Source organism: Variovorax stachyos (genome assembly GCF_051400855.1).
GTDB lineage: Bacteria > Pseudomonadota > Gammaproteobacteria > Burkholderiales > Burkholderiaceae_C > Variovorax.
This window is the reverse complement of record NZ_JBLFFN010000004.1, coordinates 436,070-448,643: the sequence shown is the minus strand read 5'-3', so window position 1 is coordinate 448,643 and position 12,574 is coordinate 436,070. Positions and strand designations below refer to the sequence as shown.

The 12,574-nt window shown below is 68.8% G+C and carries 12 protein-coding genes; 8 read left to right on the top strand and 4 right to left on the bottom strand.

The window, feature by feature from the left end; all coding sequences use genetic code 11:
* Positions 1-7: 7 nt before the first annotated feature.
* Positions 8-1,294 (bottom strand): efflux RND transporter periplasmic adaptor subunit, encoded by a 1,287-nt coding sequence (locus ACMGEZ_RS10315; RefSeq protein WP_436822171.1) that lies wholly within the window; start codon positions 1,292-1,294, stop codon positions 8-10.
* 230 nt (positions 1,295-1,524) lie between these two features.
* Here ACMGEZ_RS10315 and ACMGEZ_RS10310 point away from each other — a divergent pair, with 230 nt between their 5' ends.
* From ACMGEZ_RS10310 to ACMGEZ_RS10295, 4 genes are all read left to right on the top strand, one after another.
* Positions 1,525-2,052, top strand: coding sequence for a DUF6622 family protein (locus tag ACMGEZ_RS10310; RefSeq protein WP_436822170.1), 528 nt, complete (start codon positions 1,525-1,527; stop codon positions 2,050-2,052).
* A 65-nt stretch (positions 2,053-2,117) separates the two neighbouring features.
* Positions 2,118-2,438, top strand: coding sequence for a 2TM domain-containing protein (locus ACMGEZ_RS10305; RefSeq protein WP_436822169.1), 321 nt, complete (start codon positions 2,118-2,120; stop codon positions 2,436-2,438).
* Positions 2,435-3,502, top strand: coding sequence for a sensor histidine kinase (locus ACMGEZ_RS10300; protein ID WP_436822168.1), 1,068 nt, complete (start codon positions 2,435-2,437; stop codon positions 3,500-3,502). Before ACMGEZ_RS10305 ends, ACMGEZ_RS10300 begins: the two co-directional genes overlap by 4 nt.
* The gene (locus ACMGEZ_RS10295; protein ID WP_436822167.1) at positions 3,499-4,344 is read left to right on the top strand and encodes a LytR/AlgR family response regulator transcription factor; all 846 of its coding nucleotides are present in this window, start codon (positions 3,499-3,501) and stop codon (positions 4,342-4,344) included. Before ACMGEZ_RS10300 ends, ACMGEZ_RS10295 begins: the two co-directional genes overlap by 4 nt.
* Before the next feature lie 153 nt (positions 4,345-4,497).
* Here ACMGEZ_RS10295 and ACMGEZ_RS10290 read toward each other — a convergent pair whose 3' ends face one another.
* Complete coding sequence (locus tag ACMGEZ_RS10290) at positions 4,498-4,842, bottom strand: hypothetical protein (protein ID WP_436822166.1); 345 nt, start codon at positions 4,840-4,842, stop codon at positions 4,498-4,500.
* A 133-nt stretch (positions 4,843-4,975) separates the two neighbouring features.
* Here ACMGEZ_RS10290 and ACMGEZ_RS10285 point away from each other — a divergent pair, with 133 nt between their 5' ends.
* The gene (locus ACMGEZ_RS10285) at positions 4,976-6,775 is read left to right on the top strand and encodes a glutamine--tRNA ligase/YqeY domain fusion protein (RefSeq protein ID WP_436822165.1); all 1,800 of its coding nucleotides are present in this window, start codon (positions 4,976-4,978) and stop codon (positions 6,773-6,775) included.
* Positions 6,776-6,786: 11 nt separating this feature from the next.
* Here ACMGEZ_RS10285 and ACMGEZ_RS10280 read toward each other — a convergent pair whose 3' ends face one another.
* Positions 6,787-7,725 (bottom strand): M14 family metallopeptidase, encoded by a 939-nt coding sequence (locus tag ACMGEZ_RS10280; protein WP_436822164.1) that lies wholly within the window; start codon positions 7,723-7,725, stop codon positions 6,787-6,789.
* A gap of 128 nt (positions 7,726-7,853) precedes the next feature.
* Here ACMGEZ_RS10280 and ACMGEZ_RS10275 point away from each other — a divergent pair, with 128 nt between their 5' ends.
* Entirely contained in the window at positions 7,854-9,521 is a 1,668-nt protein-coding gene (locus ACMGEZ_RS10275) for an HsdM family class I SAM-dependent methyltransferase (RefSeq protein WP_436822163.1), read from the top strand.
* 38 nt (positions 9,522-9,559) lie between these two features.
* Positions 9,560-10,807 (top strand): restriction endonuclease subunit S, encoded by a 1,248-nt coding sequence (locus tag ACMGEZ_RS10270; RefSeq protein ID WP_436822162.1) that lies wholly within the window; start codon positions 9,560-9,562, stop codon positions 10,805-10,807.
* A gap of 118 nt (positions 10,808-10,925) precedes the next feature.
* On the opposite strand, the gene ACMGEZ_RS10265 is transcribed toward ACMGEZ_RS10270, so the two are convergent.
* The gene (locus ACMGEZ_RS10265; RefSeq protein WP_436822161.1) at positions 10,926-11,213 is read right to left on the bottom strand and encodes a putative quinol monooxygenase; all 288 of its coding nucleotides are present in this window, start codon (positions 11,211-11,213) and stop codon (positions 10,926-10,928) included.
* A gap of 113 nt (positions 11,214-11,326) precedes the next feature.
* On the opposite strand from ACMGEZ_RS10265, the gene ACMGEZ_RS10260 reads away from it, so the two are divergent.
* A complete protein-coding gene (locus ACMGEZ_RS10260) occupies positions 11,327-12,496 on the top strand; it encodes a Fic family protein (RefSeq protein WP_436822160.1) in 1,170 nt (389 codons plus the stop codon).
* The last annotated feature ends 78 nt before the right edge of the window (positions 12,497-12,574 follow it).

Genomic DNA, 12,574 nt, shown 5'->3' with positions numbered 1-12,574 from the left:
GGCTCCCTCACTGCGGCGACGGCTGGCGGCGACGGCCCTCGCCGCGCGGGCCCCGCGGACCGGAGGCACCCGGGCGCGGGCCGACTGCCGCCTTGTCGCCCTGAAGCACCACCTGCGCGCCCTCCTTGAGGCGGTCGCCGCCTTCGGTCACCACCTTCTCGCCCGCCTCCAGGCCCTCGGTGATCGCTGCCAGCTCGACCGTCGACTCGCCCCGCTTGACCGTCCGCATGGAAACGGTGCGGTCATCGTTGATCACGTACACGTAGCTGCCGGTGGGCCCGGTGCGCACCGCGGTCACCGGCACCACGACCGTGTCGATGGTGCGCAGGGTCATCGTCACATTGACGAACTGGCTGGGGAACAGCGTCGTCTGCGCGTTGCCGAAGCGGGCCTTGCCCTTGATGGTGCCGGTGCTGGTGTCCACGACGTTGTCGAGCGTGGAGAAAGTGCCGGTGTCCAGCGTGGTGCTGCGCGTGCGGTCCATCGCCTTGACCGGCAGCGCCACGCCCTTCGCGAGCTGCGCCTGGATGTCGGGCAGGCGGTCCTGCGGCACCGCGAACTGCACGTCGATGGGGTTCATCTGCGTGATCACCGCGATGCCGGTGGCCGCGTTGGCCGTCACGGTGTTGCCGGGATCGACCGTGCGCAGGCCGATGCGCCCGGCCACCGGCGCGGTGATGCGCGTGTATTCGACGTTGAGCCTGGCGGCGGCCTCGGAGGCCCGATCGGTGGTCACCGTGCCTTCGAGCTGCTTCACCAGCGCGGCCTGGGTGTCGACGTCCTGGCGGGCGATGGAGTCCTGAGTCAGCAGCGTGCGGTAGCGCGCCAGCGTCACGCGCGCCGCCTCCAGCTGCGCCTCGTCGCGCACCCGCGTGCCCTGGGCCTGCATCAGCGCCTGCTCGTAGGGCCGCGGATCGATGCGGGCCAGCAGCTGGCCCTTGGTCACGGCCTGGCCTTCAGTGAAGAGCACCTCGGTCAGCACGCCTCCGACCTGCGGCTTCAGGGTGATGGTCGCCAGCGGCGTCACGGTCCCGAGCGCATCGATGGTCACCGGCAGCTCGGCCCGGCGCGCCACCGCATGCCCGACGGTCGAGCCGGGAGGCCCGAAGCCACCGCGGCCGGCGGCCGGCTCGCCCGAACGCTTGATCAGGTACCAGGCCACGCCGCCCAGGAGCACCACGAGCAGCAGCGCAGCCAGGCTGCCCAGCCAGAGCCGGCGGCGCGAAGGCGGCCGCGGCGCGGGCGGTTCGGCGAGAGGGGCGGTGGCAGCGGACTCTGGGGTGGGGGAAGACATCGGCAACTGGGCGGTTCGCAAGCAGCCCTTAGTGAAGCGTCGAATCGTAGCGCCCAGTTCTTACGAACCGTAAAGCCCCGGTAAAGCCCGCGTTGCGCATTGCGTCCGGCGACAGCGGATTGCAACTCGCGCCGGTCCGCTGCAGTTCGTCGCAAGGGCATGGCGGGTGCACGGGCGGGCCGGCACAGTCCACCCCATCGGCGCTATCGAACCCCTTACGGAGAAACAACATGCAGATGCTGATCCAGATCCTCGCCCACACCCCGCGCTGGGTGTTCGTGCTCTTCGCCCTGCTCGTCTGGCTGGGCCTCAGGCAACTGGCCGCCGGCACGGTGAGCCTGGGGCGCGTGACCTTGCTGCCGATCGCGATGATCGGGCTGTCCTTCCACGGCATGCTCTCCGCCTTCGGCGCTTCGCCCGTCGCCCTGCTCGGCTGGGCCGGCGCAGTCAGCGTGCTGCTGCTCACCGTGCAGCGCTGGCCGCTGCCCGCTGCTGCCCGCTTCGATGCGGCGACCCGTACCTTCCACCTTCCCGGCAGCGCGGCGCCGCTGGCGCTGATGATGGGCATCTTCTTTACCAAGTACGCCGTGGGCGTGCTGCTGGCCATGCACCCGGAGGTAGCGCGCCATACGGGCTTCGCGCTGGGCATCGGCACGCTCTTCGGCGCCTTCAGCGGCATCTTCGCCGCCCGTGCGCTGCGCCTGTGGAAGCTGGCGATCCGCGAAGACCGCGTGGGCCTGTCGGCAGCCCGCACCTGAGCGACGCGATACCGCCCATTCTTCCTCTTCTTCCGCAAGAATCCTCAATCATCGGAGAGTCCACCATGACCAACGACCTTCACCCATCGAACGACCCGCTCGAACGCCTGGCCCGCCGCCGTGCCGGCGCCAAGATGGGCTGGTACATCCATGCCACCGTCTACGTGCTGGTCAACCTGTTCCTCGTGATCCTGGCGAGCTCGCGCGGGCAGGACTGGGCCATGTACCCACTGCTCGGCTGGGGCCTGGGGCTCCTGATCCATGGCGCCGTGGTGTTCTTCGTCGCTCCGGGCGGCAATGTCTACGACCGGCTGCTCGACCGCGAGCGCAAGGCGCTTCGCCGCGGAGAGCGCGCAGAGCATGCAGAGCGCGGAGACCGCGGGTGAGCGAAACCCTGGCACGCAACTTCTCGCCGGCCAATCTCCGGCACGTGCTGCGGCACGGCATCTCGACCGCCGGCTTCTGCTGCATCATCGCCGTCGGGCTGTCGCTCTCGGGCCGTGGCGCCTGGGCGCCGCAGTTCGTCTATTCGCTCTCCATCGGACTCATCAGCTGGCTGGTCGTGGACATCGGCCGGCTGCTACTCGCCGGCCCCGACGCAGTACCCTGGCCGCACGGTTGGCGCGGTGTGGCGCTGGTCATCGTGGGCATCGTGGTCGGCTTCCTCGGCGGCAACGCGATCGGCGACGCCTGGACCGGCAAGCCCCTGCTGGAGTTCCTGAGCTTCTCGCGCGACAAGCTCGCCTCCACGATGCTGATCACGGTGGTGGCCTGCGTGGTCATCTGCTACTTCTACTACAGCCGCGGCAAGAGCAAATACCTCGAAGGCGAGATCGCACTGGCCCAGCGCGACGCCGCCGATGCGCGCCTCAAGCTGCTGGAGGCCCAGCTTGAGCCGCACATGCTGTTCAACACGCTGGCCAACCTGCGCGTGCTGATCGCTACCGACCCGCCGCGCGCCGTGGCCATGCTCGACTGCCTCAACAGCTACCTGCGCGTGACCCTCAGCGGCTCGCGCGCGCTCGCGCATCCGCTCGCGGCCGAGTTCCAGCGGCTGGGCGACTACCTGGAGCTGATGTCCGTGCGCATGGGCCCGCGGCTCGCCTGCCGGCTCGAGCTGCCCGAGGACCTGCGGGAGGTGCCCGTGCCGCCGCTGCTGCTGCAGCCGCTCGTGGAGAATGCGATCCGCCACGGACTGGAGCCGAAGGTCGAGGGCGGCGAGATCGCGATCGGCGCGCGGCGCGAAGGCCGGCGCCTGGTGATCGAGGTGCGAGACACCGGCGTAGGCATCGCGGATAGCGCCGGCGCGCCGGCCTCTGATGGCGGGTTCGGGCTCTCGCAGGTGCGAGAGCGCCTCGCCACAGCGTACGGCGTGGAAGGCGCCCTGCAGCTGGCGCCGCACCCGGCCGGTGGCACCTGCGCCACCATCATCCTCCCGCTGCCCGCATGAAGACCACCGCCCTCATCGCCGAAGACGAACCCCTGCTGGCCCAAGCCCTGCGCGCCGAGCTTGCAGCCGCCTGGCCCGAGCTCGAGGTGCTCGCCACCGTCGCCGATGGCCGCAGCGCGGTGCGCGAGGCGCTGCGGCTGCTGCCGCAGGTGCTGTTCTTCGACATCCGCATGCCGGGCCAGGACGGCCTGGCCGCCGCCGCCGAGCTGGCCGACGCCTGGCCCGCGGACGAGGCACCGATGCCCCAACTGGTCTTCGTCACCGCCTACGACGAATACGCCGCCCGCGCCTTCGATGCCCAGGCCATCGACTATGTGCTGAAGCCGGTGCAGCCCGAACGGCTGCGGCGCACGGTCGCGCGGCTGCGCCAGGCCCTGGAGCCAGTGCAGCGCAACGGGTCCGCGCGCAGCGCCGAAGAGGTGCTGGCCGGTACGCTGTCGCAGTGGCGCCAGTTGCTGGCCGCAGCCGGCGGCGCGGCAGCCCTTCCCGGCGTGGCGGGCACTGCCCCCCTCAAGCTGATCGCGGCGAGCGAGGCAGGCACTGCAGGCAGCACGGTGCGCATGGTCCCCATCGAGGAGGTGCAGTACTTCGAGGCCGCCGACAAGTACGTGCGCGTGCTCACCACTTCCCGCGAATACTTGATCCGAACCCCCCTCAAGCAGCTGCTGCCGCAGCTCGATGCCGGCGTGTTCTGGCAGGTGCACCGGGCCATCGTGGTGCGCAGCGACGCCATCGAGTCGGTGCACCGCGACGAGGCCGGCAAGCTGCACCTGGTCCTGCGCGGCCGTGAGGAGAAGATCCCGGTCAGCCGCCTCTACGCGCACCTCTTCAAGGCCATGTGAGCGCCATGAACATGGCCCCGACGCCCCCCACTTCGTGTGGTCGCTGCCCCCACAAGGAGGCGCTTTTCATCCTGGGGCGGCCAGGCGATGAAAAAAACCGGCCGAAGGGGCCGGTTCTTTCATGTGACAGCAGGCAATCTTGGCTGTCGCCGATCAACGCCAGTGGCCGTGCCGATGGCCATAGCCGTGGCCGCGATAGTAGCCCCGCGGCGGGCCGTAGTAAACGGGAGGCGGCCCGTAATACACCGGAGCCGGACGGTAGTAGACCGGCGGCGGCGGCGCGTAGTAGACCGGGGCGGCCGGGCGGTAGTAAACCGGCGGGGGCGGTGCGTAATACACCGGGGGAGCCGCCACGCCGACCACCACGCCGGGTGCGCTGATGCCGACCGACCAGCTCACGTCGCCGCGAGCATTGGCCGAAGCGGCAGTGAACAGCGCGCCCGCTGCAACGGCGGCGGCAGCAGCCCATTTGAAGAATGTGGAACGGGTGAGGCTCATGTGGACTCCTTGTTAGGGGGACGGTGTGCGTCCATGCACGTATTGAACGCAGCAAATGTCAACCCGGTTCACACTGCTCCGTGAAGAACGTTTCCAAAAGTAACTCCACCGAAGCGCCACCTAGAATGAAGAGATGACTTCCGCTGCCGACCACGACACCGCCAAACCGAGCAATTTCCTGCGCCACGTCATCGAAAACGACCTCCAACAGGGCCACTACGCGGGCCGCCGCTGGGGCGGCTCTCCCGGCGACGCAGCGCACCATGCGCAGGGCATGCCGGACCCGGCTCGCGTGCGCCTGCGCTTCCCGCCGGAACCGAACGGCTACCTGCACATCGGCCACGCCAAGAGCATCTGGCTCAACTTCGAGCTGGCCCGCGAATACGGCGGCGTGTGCCACCTGCGCTACGACGACACCAACCCCGAAAAGGAAGAGCAGGAATACGTCGACGCCATCCGCGACGCGGTGAAGTGGCTGGGCTACGACTCCAGCCTGGCAGACGATCCGGCCCGGCCCGGCCAGCCCAACGAGCACGTCTACTTCGCCAGCAACTACTTCGACTTCATGTACCGCGCGGCCGAGTACCTGATCGGCGCAGGCCTCGCCTATGTCGACGAACAGAGCGCCGAGCAGATCCGCGCCACCCGCGGCGACTTCAACACCCCCGGCACCGACAGCCCCAACCGCAACCGCACGGCGGACGAGAATCTCGCGCGCTTCCGGGCCATGCGCGACGGCCAACTGCCCGACGGCGCCGCCGTACTGCGCGCGAAGATCGACATGGCCAGCCCCAACATCAACATGCGGGACCCGGCGCTCTACCGCATCCGCCGCGCGACCCATCACAACACCGGGGACAAGTGGTGCATCTACCCGATGTACACCTTCGCCCATCCCATCGAGGACGCGCTGGAGCAGATCACCCACAGCATCTGCACGCTGGAGTTCGAGGACCAGCGCCCCTTCTACGACTGGCTGCTGGACCATCTCGCCGCGGGCGGCCTGATCGCCTCGCCGCATCCGCGCCAGTACGAGTTCGCACGCCTCAACGTCACCCACGTGATCACCAGCAAGCGCCGCCTGCGCCAGCTGGTCGAGGAAGGCCACGTGGACGGCTGGGACGACCCCCGCATGCCCACCCTGGCAGGCCTGCGCCGCCGCGGCTACACGCCCGAGGCGCTGAAGCTCTTCTGCGAGCGTTCGGGCGTCACCAAGTCGGGCGGCTGGATCGACTATGCCAGCCTCGAGGCGGCATTGCGCGACACCCTCGACCCGGTGGCACCGCGCGCGATGGCCGTGCTCGACCCGGTCCGGCTGGTCATCACCAACTGGGACGAGCTGATGGGCGCCGGCTTCCTCGACGAATGCACGGCACCCGTGCACCCGCACCATCCGGAGATGGGCAAGCGCAGCTTCAAGCTCGGCCGCGAGGTATGGATCGAGCGGACCGACTACGAGGACGTGCAGCCCAAGGGCTTCTTCCGCCTCTTCCCCGGCAACAAGGTGCGTCTCAAGTACGGCCACGTCATCGAGTGCACCGGCGGCACGCGCGATGCGGACGGCAAGCTGGTCGAAGTGCAGGCGAAGCTGGTGCCCGACACCAAGAGCGGCACGCCCGGCGCGGATGCGATCAAGGTCAAGGGCAACATCACCTGGGTGGCAGCCGCTGATGCGGTGCCGGCCGAGGTGAGGCTGTACGAACGCCTGTTCGCGGCAGCGCAGCCTGGTAGCGGCGAGGTGCAGGACGAGTTGAACCCGAGCAGCCTGGTGGTGGCGCAGGCCTATGTCGAACCGGCGCTCGCCAAAGCCAAGGAAGGCGAGGCCTTCCAGTTCGAGCGGCACGGGTACTTCGTGCCGGACAGCCGTCAGGGCACAGCGGGCGGCCTGGTGTTCAACCGCGCGGCCGGGATGAAGGACAGTTGGGGCAAGTAAAGGAACGGCGGCTACAGAGGCCGGGTCAGGTAGACCCCTTCCCGCCCCACGATCGGCACCCGCGCCGGCATCAGCACCGTGCAATCGTCGCAAGGCGCGCGGATCTCCTCCTCGCCATCGATCGCGATCAGCTCGTCCTTCGCAAACACCTCGAAGCCGACGAGCGGCCGCACGAAGCGGAATTCGGGCGTCTTGACCATGCGCGTCTGCAGCAGCTCGAAGCGCCGCTGCGGCCCGGGTGCCGGTGTTTCGGCTTCGCGCTCGACCAAGCCGAAATGAGCCAGGAAATCGAAAGTCACCGCCACCGCCGTGTCGGCCGTGGCTTGCAGGAAATGCTGTCCGCACTCGGCCACCAGCGCCGCGCCGGCCGGCCCTTCGTCCTCGCCATGGCGTCCGTGCTGGATCAGCGGCGTGCCGGAGCCCAGGCCCTTGGGCATCACCAGGTGCACCGAGGGCCGGCCGATCGCCAGCGCCACCGCCGCGTTGCGCGCGAAGGCCGGATACACCCAGAAAGGCACCACGTCCTGGCTGGTGGAGTGCAGGTCGAGGATGTGGTCCGCCGCGGCCACCACCGGCCGCAGCGCGCGGGCCCGGCGCAGCTCGGGGCTGTCCTCGGGGCCCTCCAGCCACTCGTCGGACCAGACGCGGTTGAGGTTGTGCACCAGCTGCCGGTTCTCGAAGGGCTTCTCCGCGTCGAAAGCGTTGTACGCCTCCACGTGGGCGAAGCTCACGGTGAGCGTGCCGATCCTCGGGCGCACGCCGCTGTCGAGCAGACGGGTGGCGGCCACCATCCCGCAGATCTCGTTGCCGTGGGTCAACGCGTTGATCAACACATGCGGGCCCGGCTTGCCGGATTCGAAGCGGTGGACGTAGTCGACGCCGGTGTTGCCCTGGCGATAGGCGGAGAGATCGCGCTGGACGACTTCGAGGCGCGGGAGGATCGCGGTCATGGCAGAGTGGCGCTGCGGCCTGTTGTGATACGAGTCCTTTAGTTTGCTCCACGGCGGATGGCGGCCCTCCCCCCATTTGCCTCGTAGACTCGCGCCCACAACAAAATGTTTTCGAGCCCCCTCCCCTCATGCCCCTGACTGCCGACATGCGACGGTCGATCGACCAGATTCGCGACTACCTCTTTGGCGGCGGCTATCCGGATCCCGTCGGCAACACCGAACAGCTCTGCTTCCTGTTCTTCTTCTATCTGGTCCAGGGCCTCGACGCCGAAGCAGAAAGGCGCGCCGAGGTACTCGACGTCCCGTTCCGCAGCCTGTTCGAGGGCGAGTGGGAGCTGCGCAACCCCGCCAACGCCCACGTGCCGGGCGCGCGCGAAGGGATGCCGCCGCTGACGGTGCTGCACAACGGCGTCACCTGCATCCCGCGCAGCCGCTTCCGCTGGTCGTGGTGGTCGCAGACCTTGTCGGGCGATGCGCTGGTGCGCTTCGTGCGCGACGAGGTCTTCCCCTTCTTTGCCGAGATCGGCGAGGCCTCGGCCCATGACTTCATGCGCGGCGCGCGCCTGGGCATCGATGAGCCGACGGTGTTGACGCAGGTCGTGCGCCTGGTCGGCGACCTGCGCCTGGACCAGGCCGACGCCGACACCAAGGGCGACCTGTTCGAGCACGTGCTGCGCCAGATGAAGCAGGCCGGCGAGCTGGGCCAGTTCCGCACGCCGCGCCACGTGATCCGCGCCATCGTCGAGATGATCGACCCGAAGGTGGGGGAGACCGTCTACGACCCGGCCGCCGGCACCGCCGGTTTCCTGGTGGCGGCCTACAACCACATGCGCCTGGCCAACTCCTCGCCGGGCAGCATTGTGGAAGCCGAGCTCGAGGGCAAGACGCACCGCCGGGGCATGGGCGACCTGCTCTCCGACGCGCAGCTCGCCACGCTGCAGCGCGGCACCTTCTTCGGCAACGACGTCGACCCGAAGATGGTGCGCCTGGCGACCATGAACCTCACGCTGCGCGGCCTGGCCCACGTGCGCATCCTGCAGCGCAACGTGCTGACCACCCATCTGGGCGAAGCCGTGAAGACCCGGCTCGGCCTGCCTGGCGAAGGCTTCCACGTCGTGCTCGCGAATCCACCCTTCTCCGGCCGCATCGACAAGGATCGCATCGTCGACGAGGTGAAGCTCGGCAGCACCAGCGCCACCGAGCTGCTGTTCCTCAAGTACATGCTCGACAGCCTGCGGCCTGACGGCCGGGCCGCGGTCGTGGTGCCCGAGGGCGTGCTCTTCGGTTCGACGATCGCGCACCGCGAGCTGCGCAGCCAGCTGATCGATCAGCATTGCGTCGAGGCGGTGATGAGCCTGCCCGGCGGCGTGTTCCAGCCCTATTCGGGGGTGAAGACATCGGTGCTCTTCTTTCGCCGCGGCGGCCGCACGCAGCGCGTGATGTTCCTGCATGTCGAGGACGACGGCTACCGTCTCGACGCCAACCACGACACGCCCATCGAGTCCGACGACCTGCCCGCGCTGGCGCAGGCCTTCATCGGGCGCGAGGCGGCATGGGCACGCTGGCAGGCGCGCGACCCGGCCGCCGAATGGCACGAGAAATGGTGGTTTGCCGATGCCTCGGCGCTGCGCGCGAACGACTTCGGCCTCTCGGCCAGCCGCTACCGGCCGATGAGCCCCTCGCAGATCGAACACCAGGACCCGCGCGAGCTCCTAGACGAACTCGCCGCCATCGAAGCCGAGATCGAGAAAGAGGTCGAGACGCTGCGCGCCTTGCTCTCGGAACTGGATCCGTGAAATGACAAGATCAGAAAAAAGATCAGGGAAGTTAATCAATGAGCATTGCAGGGCTGCCCAAAGGCCAACGTGATTCGACCCGCCCGCGCGCCCGAATGGCCACGCTGGGCGAGGTCTGCGAGATCAATCCCAGGCTGCCGAAGGACCACGGCCTGCAGGAGCACAGCGAGGTCGCCTTCGTGCCGATGGCCGCGGTGGACGAGATCAGCGCCACCATCGCCCAGCGCATGGTGCGGCACTTCGGCGAGGTGAGGAAGGGCTATACCCCTTTTGCCGAAGGCGACGTCCTGTTCGCGAAGATCACGCCCTGCATGGAGAACGGCAAGGTGGCGATTGCGCGCGACCTGGCCGGCGGCCGCGGCTTCGGCTCCACCGAGTTCCACGTGCTGCGCGCCCGCGAGGCCGTGCTGCCCGATTGGATCTACTTCTTCCTGCGCCAGCAGCGCTTCCGCAATGCGGCCAGGCGCAGCCTCACCGGCACCGCCGGCCAGCAGCGCGTGCCGACCTCCTACATGGCAGGCGCTGCCATTCCGGTGCCTGAGCTGGACCAACAGCGCCGCCTGGTCGACAGGCTCGGCTGCGCCGACAGCGTGGTGCGCCTGCGGCGCCGCGGCCGGGCGCTGACGGAGCTGATGGTGCCGGCCCTGCTGGGCGACATGTTCGGCGACCCGCAGAGCAATCCGAAGGGCTGGCCCCTGGTGAAGCTGGGCGAACTGCTCGAGGGCATCGACAGCGGCAAGAGCCCCCGCTGCCACGACCGCCCGAAGACCGAGAGCGAATGGGGCGTGCTGCGGCTCAGTGCGTTGAAGAACGGGCTCTACGACGAGTCCGACCACAAGACGCTGCCCGAGACCGAGCAGCCGGACCCGCGCAACGAGGTGCGCGCCGGCGACCTGCTGATCAGCCGCAAGAACACGCTGGAGCTGGTGGGCACACCGGCGTATGTGTGGGAGACCCGCGGCCGGATCCTGCTGCCCGACCTGATCTTCCGGCTGCGCCTGCGTCCGGACGCGGGCGTGCTTCCGCTCTACCTGTGGGCGCTGCTGCGCGCGCCGTCCATGCGAAGGGGGCTGCAGCTGCTGGCGAGCGGGACCGCAGCCTCCATGCCCAACATCTCCAAGGAGCGGCTGCGCACGCTGCGGGTCATGGTGCCGGCGATGCACCTGCAGGAGGCCTTCGCGCAGCGAATCTCGGCGCTGCATACCCTCGCGCTCCAGCAGGATGCGGCGCTGGCCCACTCGAAAAACCTCTTTGCGGCGCTGCTGGCGCACGCCTTCGAGGCCTAGCAGGCTGCGAGAGACACCGCTGCGCGCCGGACTCACGCGTGCGCGGACGCCCGCGCATGAGCCGCACGGCCGCTCAGAGGGCCGATAGCATCGCGGCCGAAGGCGAAGGCAGTGAGCTCTAGGCGAGCCGGCTGTAGGCGACGATCTCGGGCGCCGCCGCAAGCAGCGGGCCGGCCGCGGCGAGCGCCGCGCCGACATGCAGCGACTTCATGTGCGCCTCGGCATCGGCCTTGTCCCTCCACTGCTCCACCGTCTGGAACACATGAGGCGCCGCGGTCTGCTGGAAAAGCTCGTAGGCCATGCAGCCCTCGTCCTGCCGCGACTTGGAGACCAGGTCGAGAAGGAGGCGTTTCGCGAGGTCCGCGACCTCGGGTTTGACGATGATGCGTGCAAAGACGTAATGCATGGCGGCTCCACCCGGAATTGTTCTTGGGCCGCATCTTGACCTGAAGGACGACTGAGCCGCAAGGAATGTCATGCGGCTCATTATTTGAGCCGCAAAAGCCTAGAATGCGGCGCATGCCTCGAGCCCGCTACATCTGGCAGTTGCCCGACTGGCCAAAGCTGTACTTCGATGTCGCTGCTGCCAGCCCGGCCCTGCTGCACGCACGCGAGCGTCAGGGCGAGGTACGCGGCATGGCGCGCGCCATCGGCACGGACGAAATGCAGAACATCGAGCGCGAGGTCTGGACGAACGAGGCCCTCGCCACGGCCGCGATCGAAGGCGAGAGGCTCGACCTGACCGCGGTGCGCTCGTCGGTGCTGCGCCACCTGGGCGAAGGCGACTCGGGCCCCTGCAGCCGCGTCGTCGACGGCTTGGTGGAGATCATGCAGGACGCCAGCAGCGGCTTCGAGCAAGCGCTGGATGCCGACCGCCTCTGGCGCTGGCAGTCGGCGCTCTTTCCGGGGGGCACCTCGGGCATCCGGCGCATCGCCGTGGGCCGCTTCCGCGACCACGAAGCCCCCATGCAGATCGTGAGCGGCCTGCCCGGCAGGGAGGTGGTGCACTACACGGCGCCGCCCTCCTCCAGCGTGCCGCGCGAGATGGACGCCTTCCTGTCCTGGTTTGCGGCCACGACCCCGCGGCGTGACGCGTCGCCCGCGCTCGACGGCATCGCGCGCGCCGCCATCGCCCACCTGTGGTTCCAGACCATCCGCCCCTTCGAGGATGGCAACGGCCGCATCGGCCGCGCCAGCGCCGACATGGCCCTCGCGCAGGATCTTGGTGCCTCGACGCGGCTCTACAGTCTCTCGCGGCAGCTGCTCGCGGACCGCCGCGGCTACTACGACGCACTGGAAGCCGCGCAGGTCGGCAGCACGGACGTGACGCGCTTCGTCCAATGGTTTGCCTACGCCTTCGGCCACGCGTGCACACGGTCCATGGACCTGATCCAGGACACCGTCGACAAATCGCGTTTCCGGGCGGCCCTCGCACAACAGGCACTCAACGATCGGCAGCGGCAACTGGTCCGGCGCTTGCTGGACGCCGGCGACGGCGGCTTTCCGGGCGGCCTCAACGTCGAGCAGTACCTGAAGATGAGCAAGACCTCGAAGGCCACGGCCACCCGGGACCTCACCGATCTCGTGCAGCGCGGCGTGCTCCACACTTCCGGGCTAGGCAGGGCACGGCGCTACTACCTTTCCGTGCCAGGCTGGAGGCATGGTCGCGAAAAAGACTCTCAGGCCTGAACGCCGAGGCACCGCCGCACCGCATCCTTTTCGCCACGTCGATCGTCCTTGTCGCATCACCCCCGCGACAAGGAGATT

Excerpts from the sequence above, each read along its gene's own strand:
- ACMGEZ_RS10285 (WP_436822165.1), top strand. The coding sequence starts at position 4,976 with ATGACTTCCGCTGCCGACCACGACACCGCCAAACCGAGCAATTTCCTG.
- ACMGEZ_RS10275 (WP_436822163.1), top strand. The coding sequence starts at position 7,854 with ATGCCCCTGACTGCCGACATGCGACGGTCGATCGACCAGATTCGCGAC.
- ACMGEZ_RS10265 (WP_436822161.1), bottom strand. The coding sequence starts at position 11,213 with ATGCATTACGTCTTTGCACGCATCATCGTCAAACCCGAGGTCGCGGAC.
- ACMGEZ_RS10295 (WP_436822167.1), top strand. The coding sequence starts at position 3,499 with ATGAAGACCACCGCCCTCATCGCCGAAGACGAACCCCTGCTGGCCCAA.
- ACMGEZ_RS10260 (WP_436822160.1), top strand. The coding sequence starts at position 11,327 with ATGCCTCGAGCCCGCTACATCTGGCAGTTGCCCGACTGGCCAAAGCTG.
- ACMGEZ_RS10310 (WP_436822170.1), top strand. The coding sequence starts at position 1,525 with ATGCAGATGCTGATCCAGATCCTCGCCCACACCCCGCGCTGGGTGTTC.
- ACMGEZ_RS10315 (WP_436822171.1), bottom strand. The coding sequence starts at position 1,294 with ATGTCTTCCCCCACCCCAGAGTCCGCTGCCACCGCCCCTCTCGCCGAA.
- ACMGEZ_RS10280 (WP_436822164.1), bottom strand. The coding sequence starts at position 7,725 with ATGACCGCGATCCTCCCGCGCCTCGAAGTCGTCCAGCGCGATCTCTCC.
- ACMGEZ_RS10305 (WP_436822169.1), top strand. The coding sequence starts at position 2,118 with ATGACCAACGACCTTCACCCATCGAACGACCCGCTCGAACGCCTGGCC.
- ACMGEZ_RS10270 (WP_436822162.1), top strand. The coding sequence starts at position 9,560 with ATGAGCATTGCAGGGCTGCCCAAAGGCCAACGTGATTCGACCCGCCCG.
- ACMGEZ_RS10290 (WP_436822166.1), bottom strand. The coding sequence starts at position 4,842 with ATGAGCCTCACCCGTTCCACATTCTTCAAATGGGCTGCTGCCGCCGCC.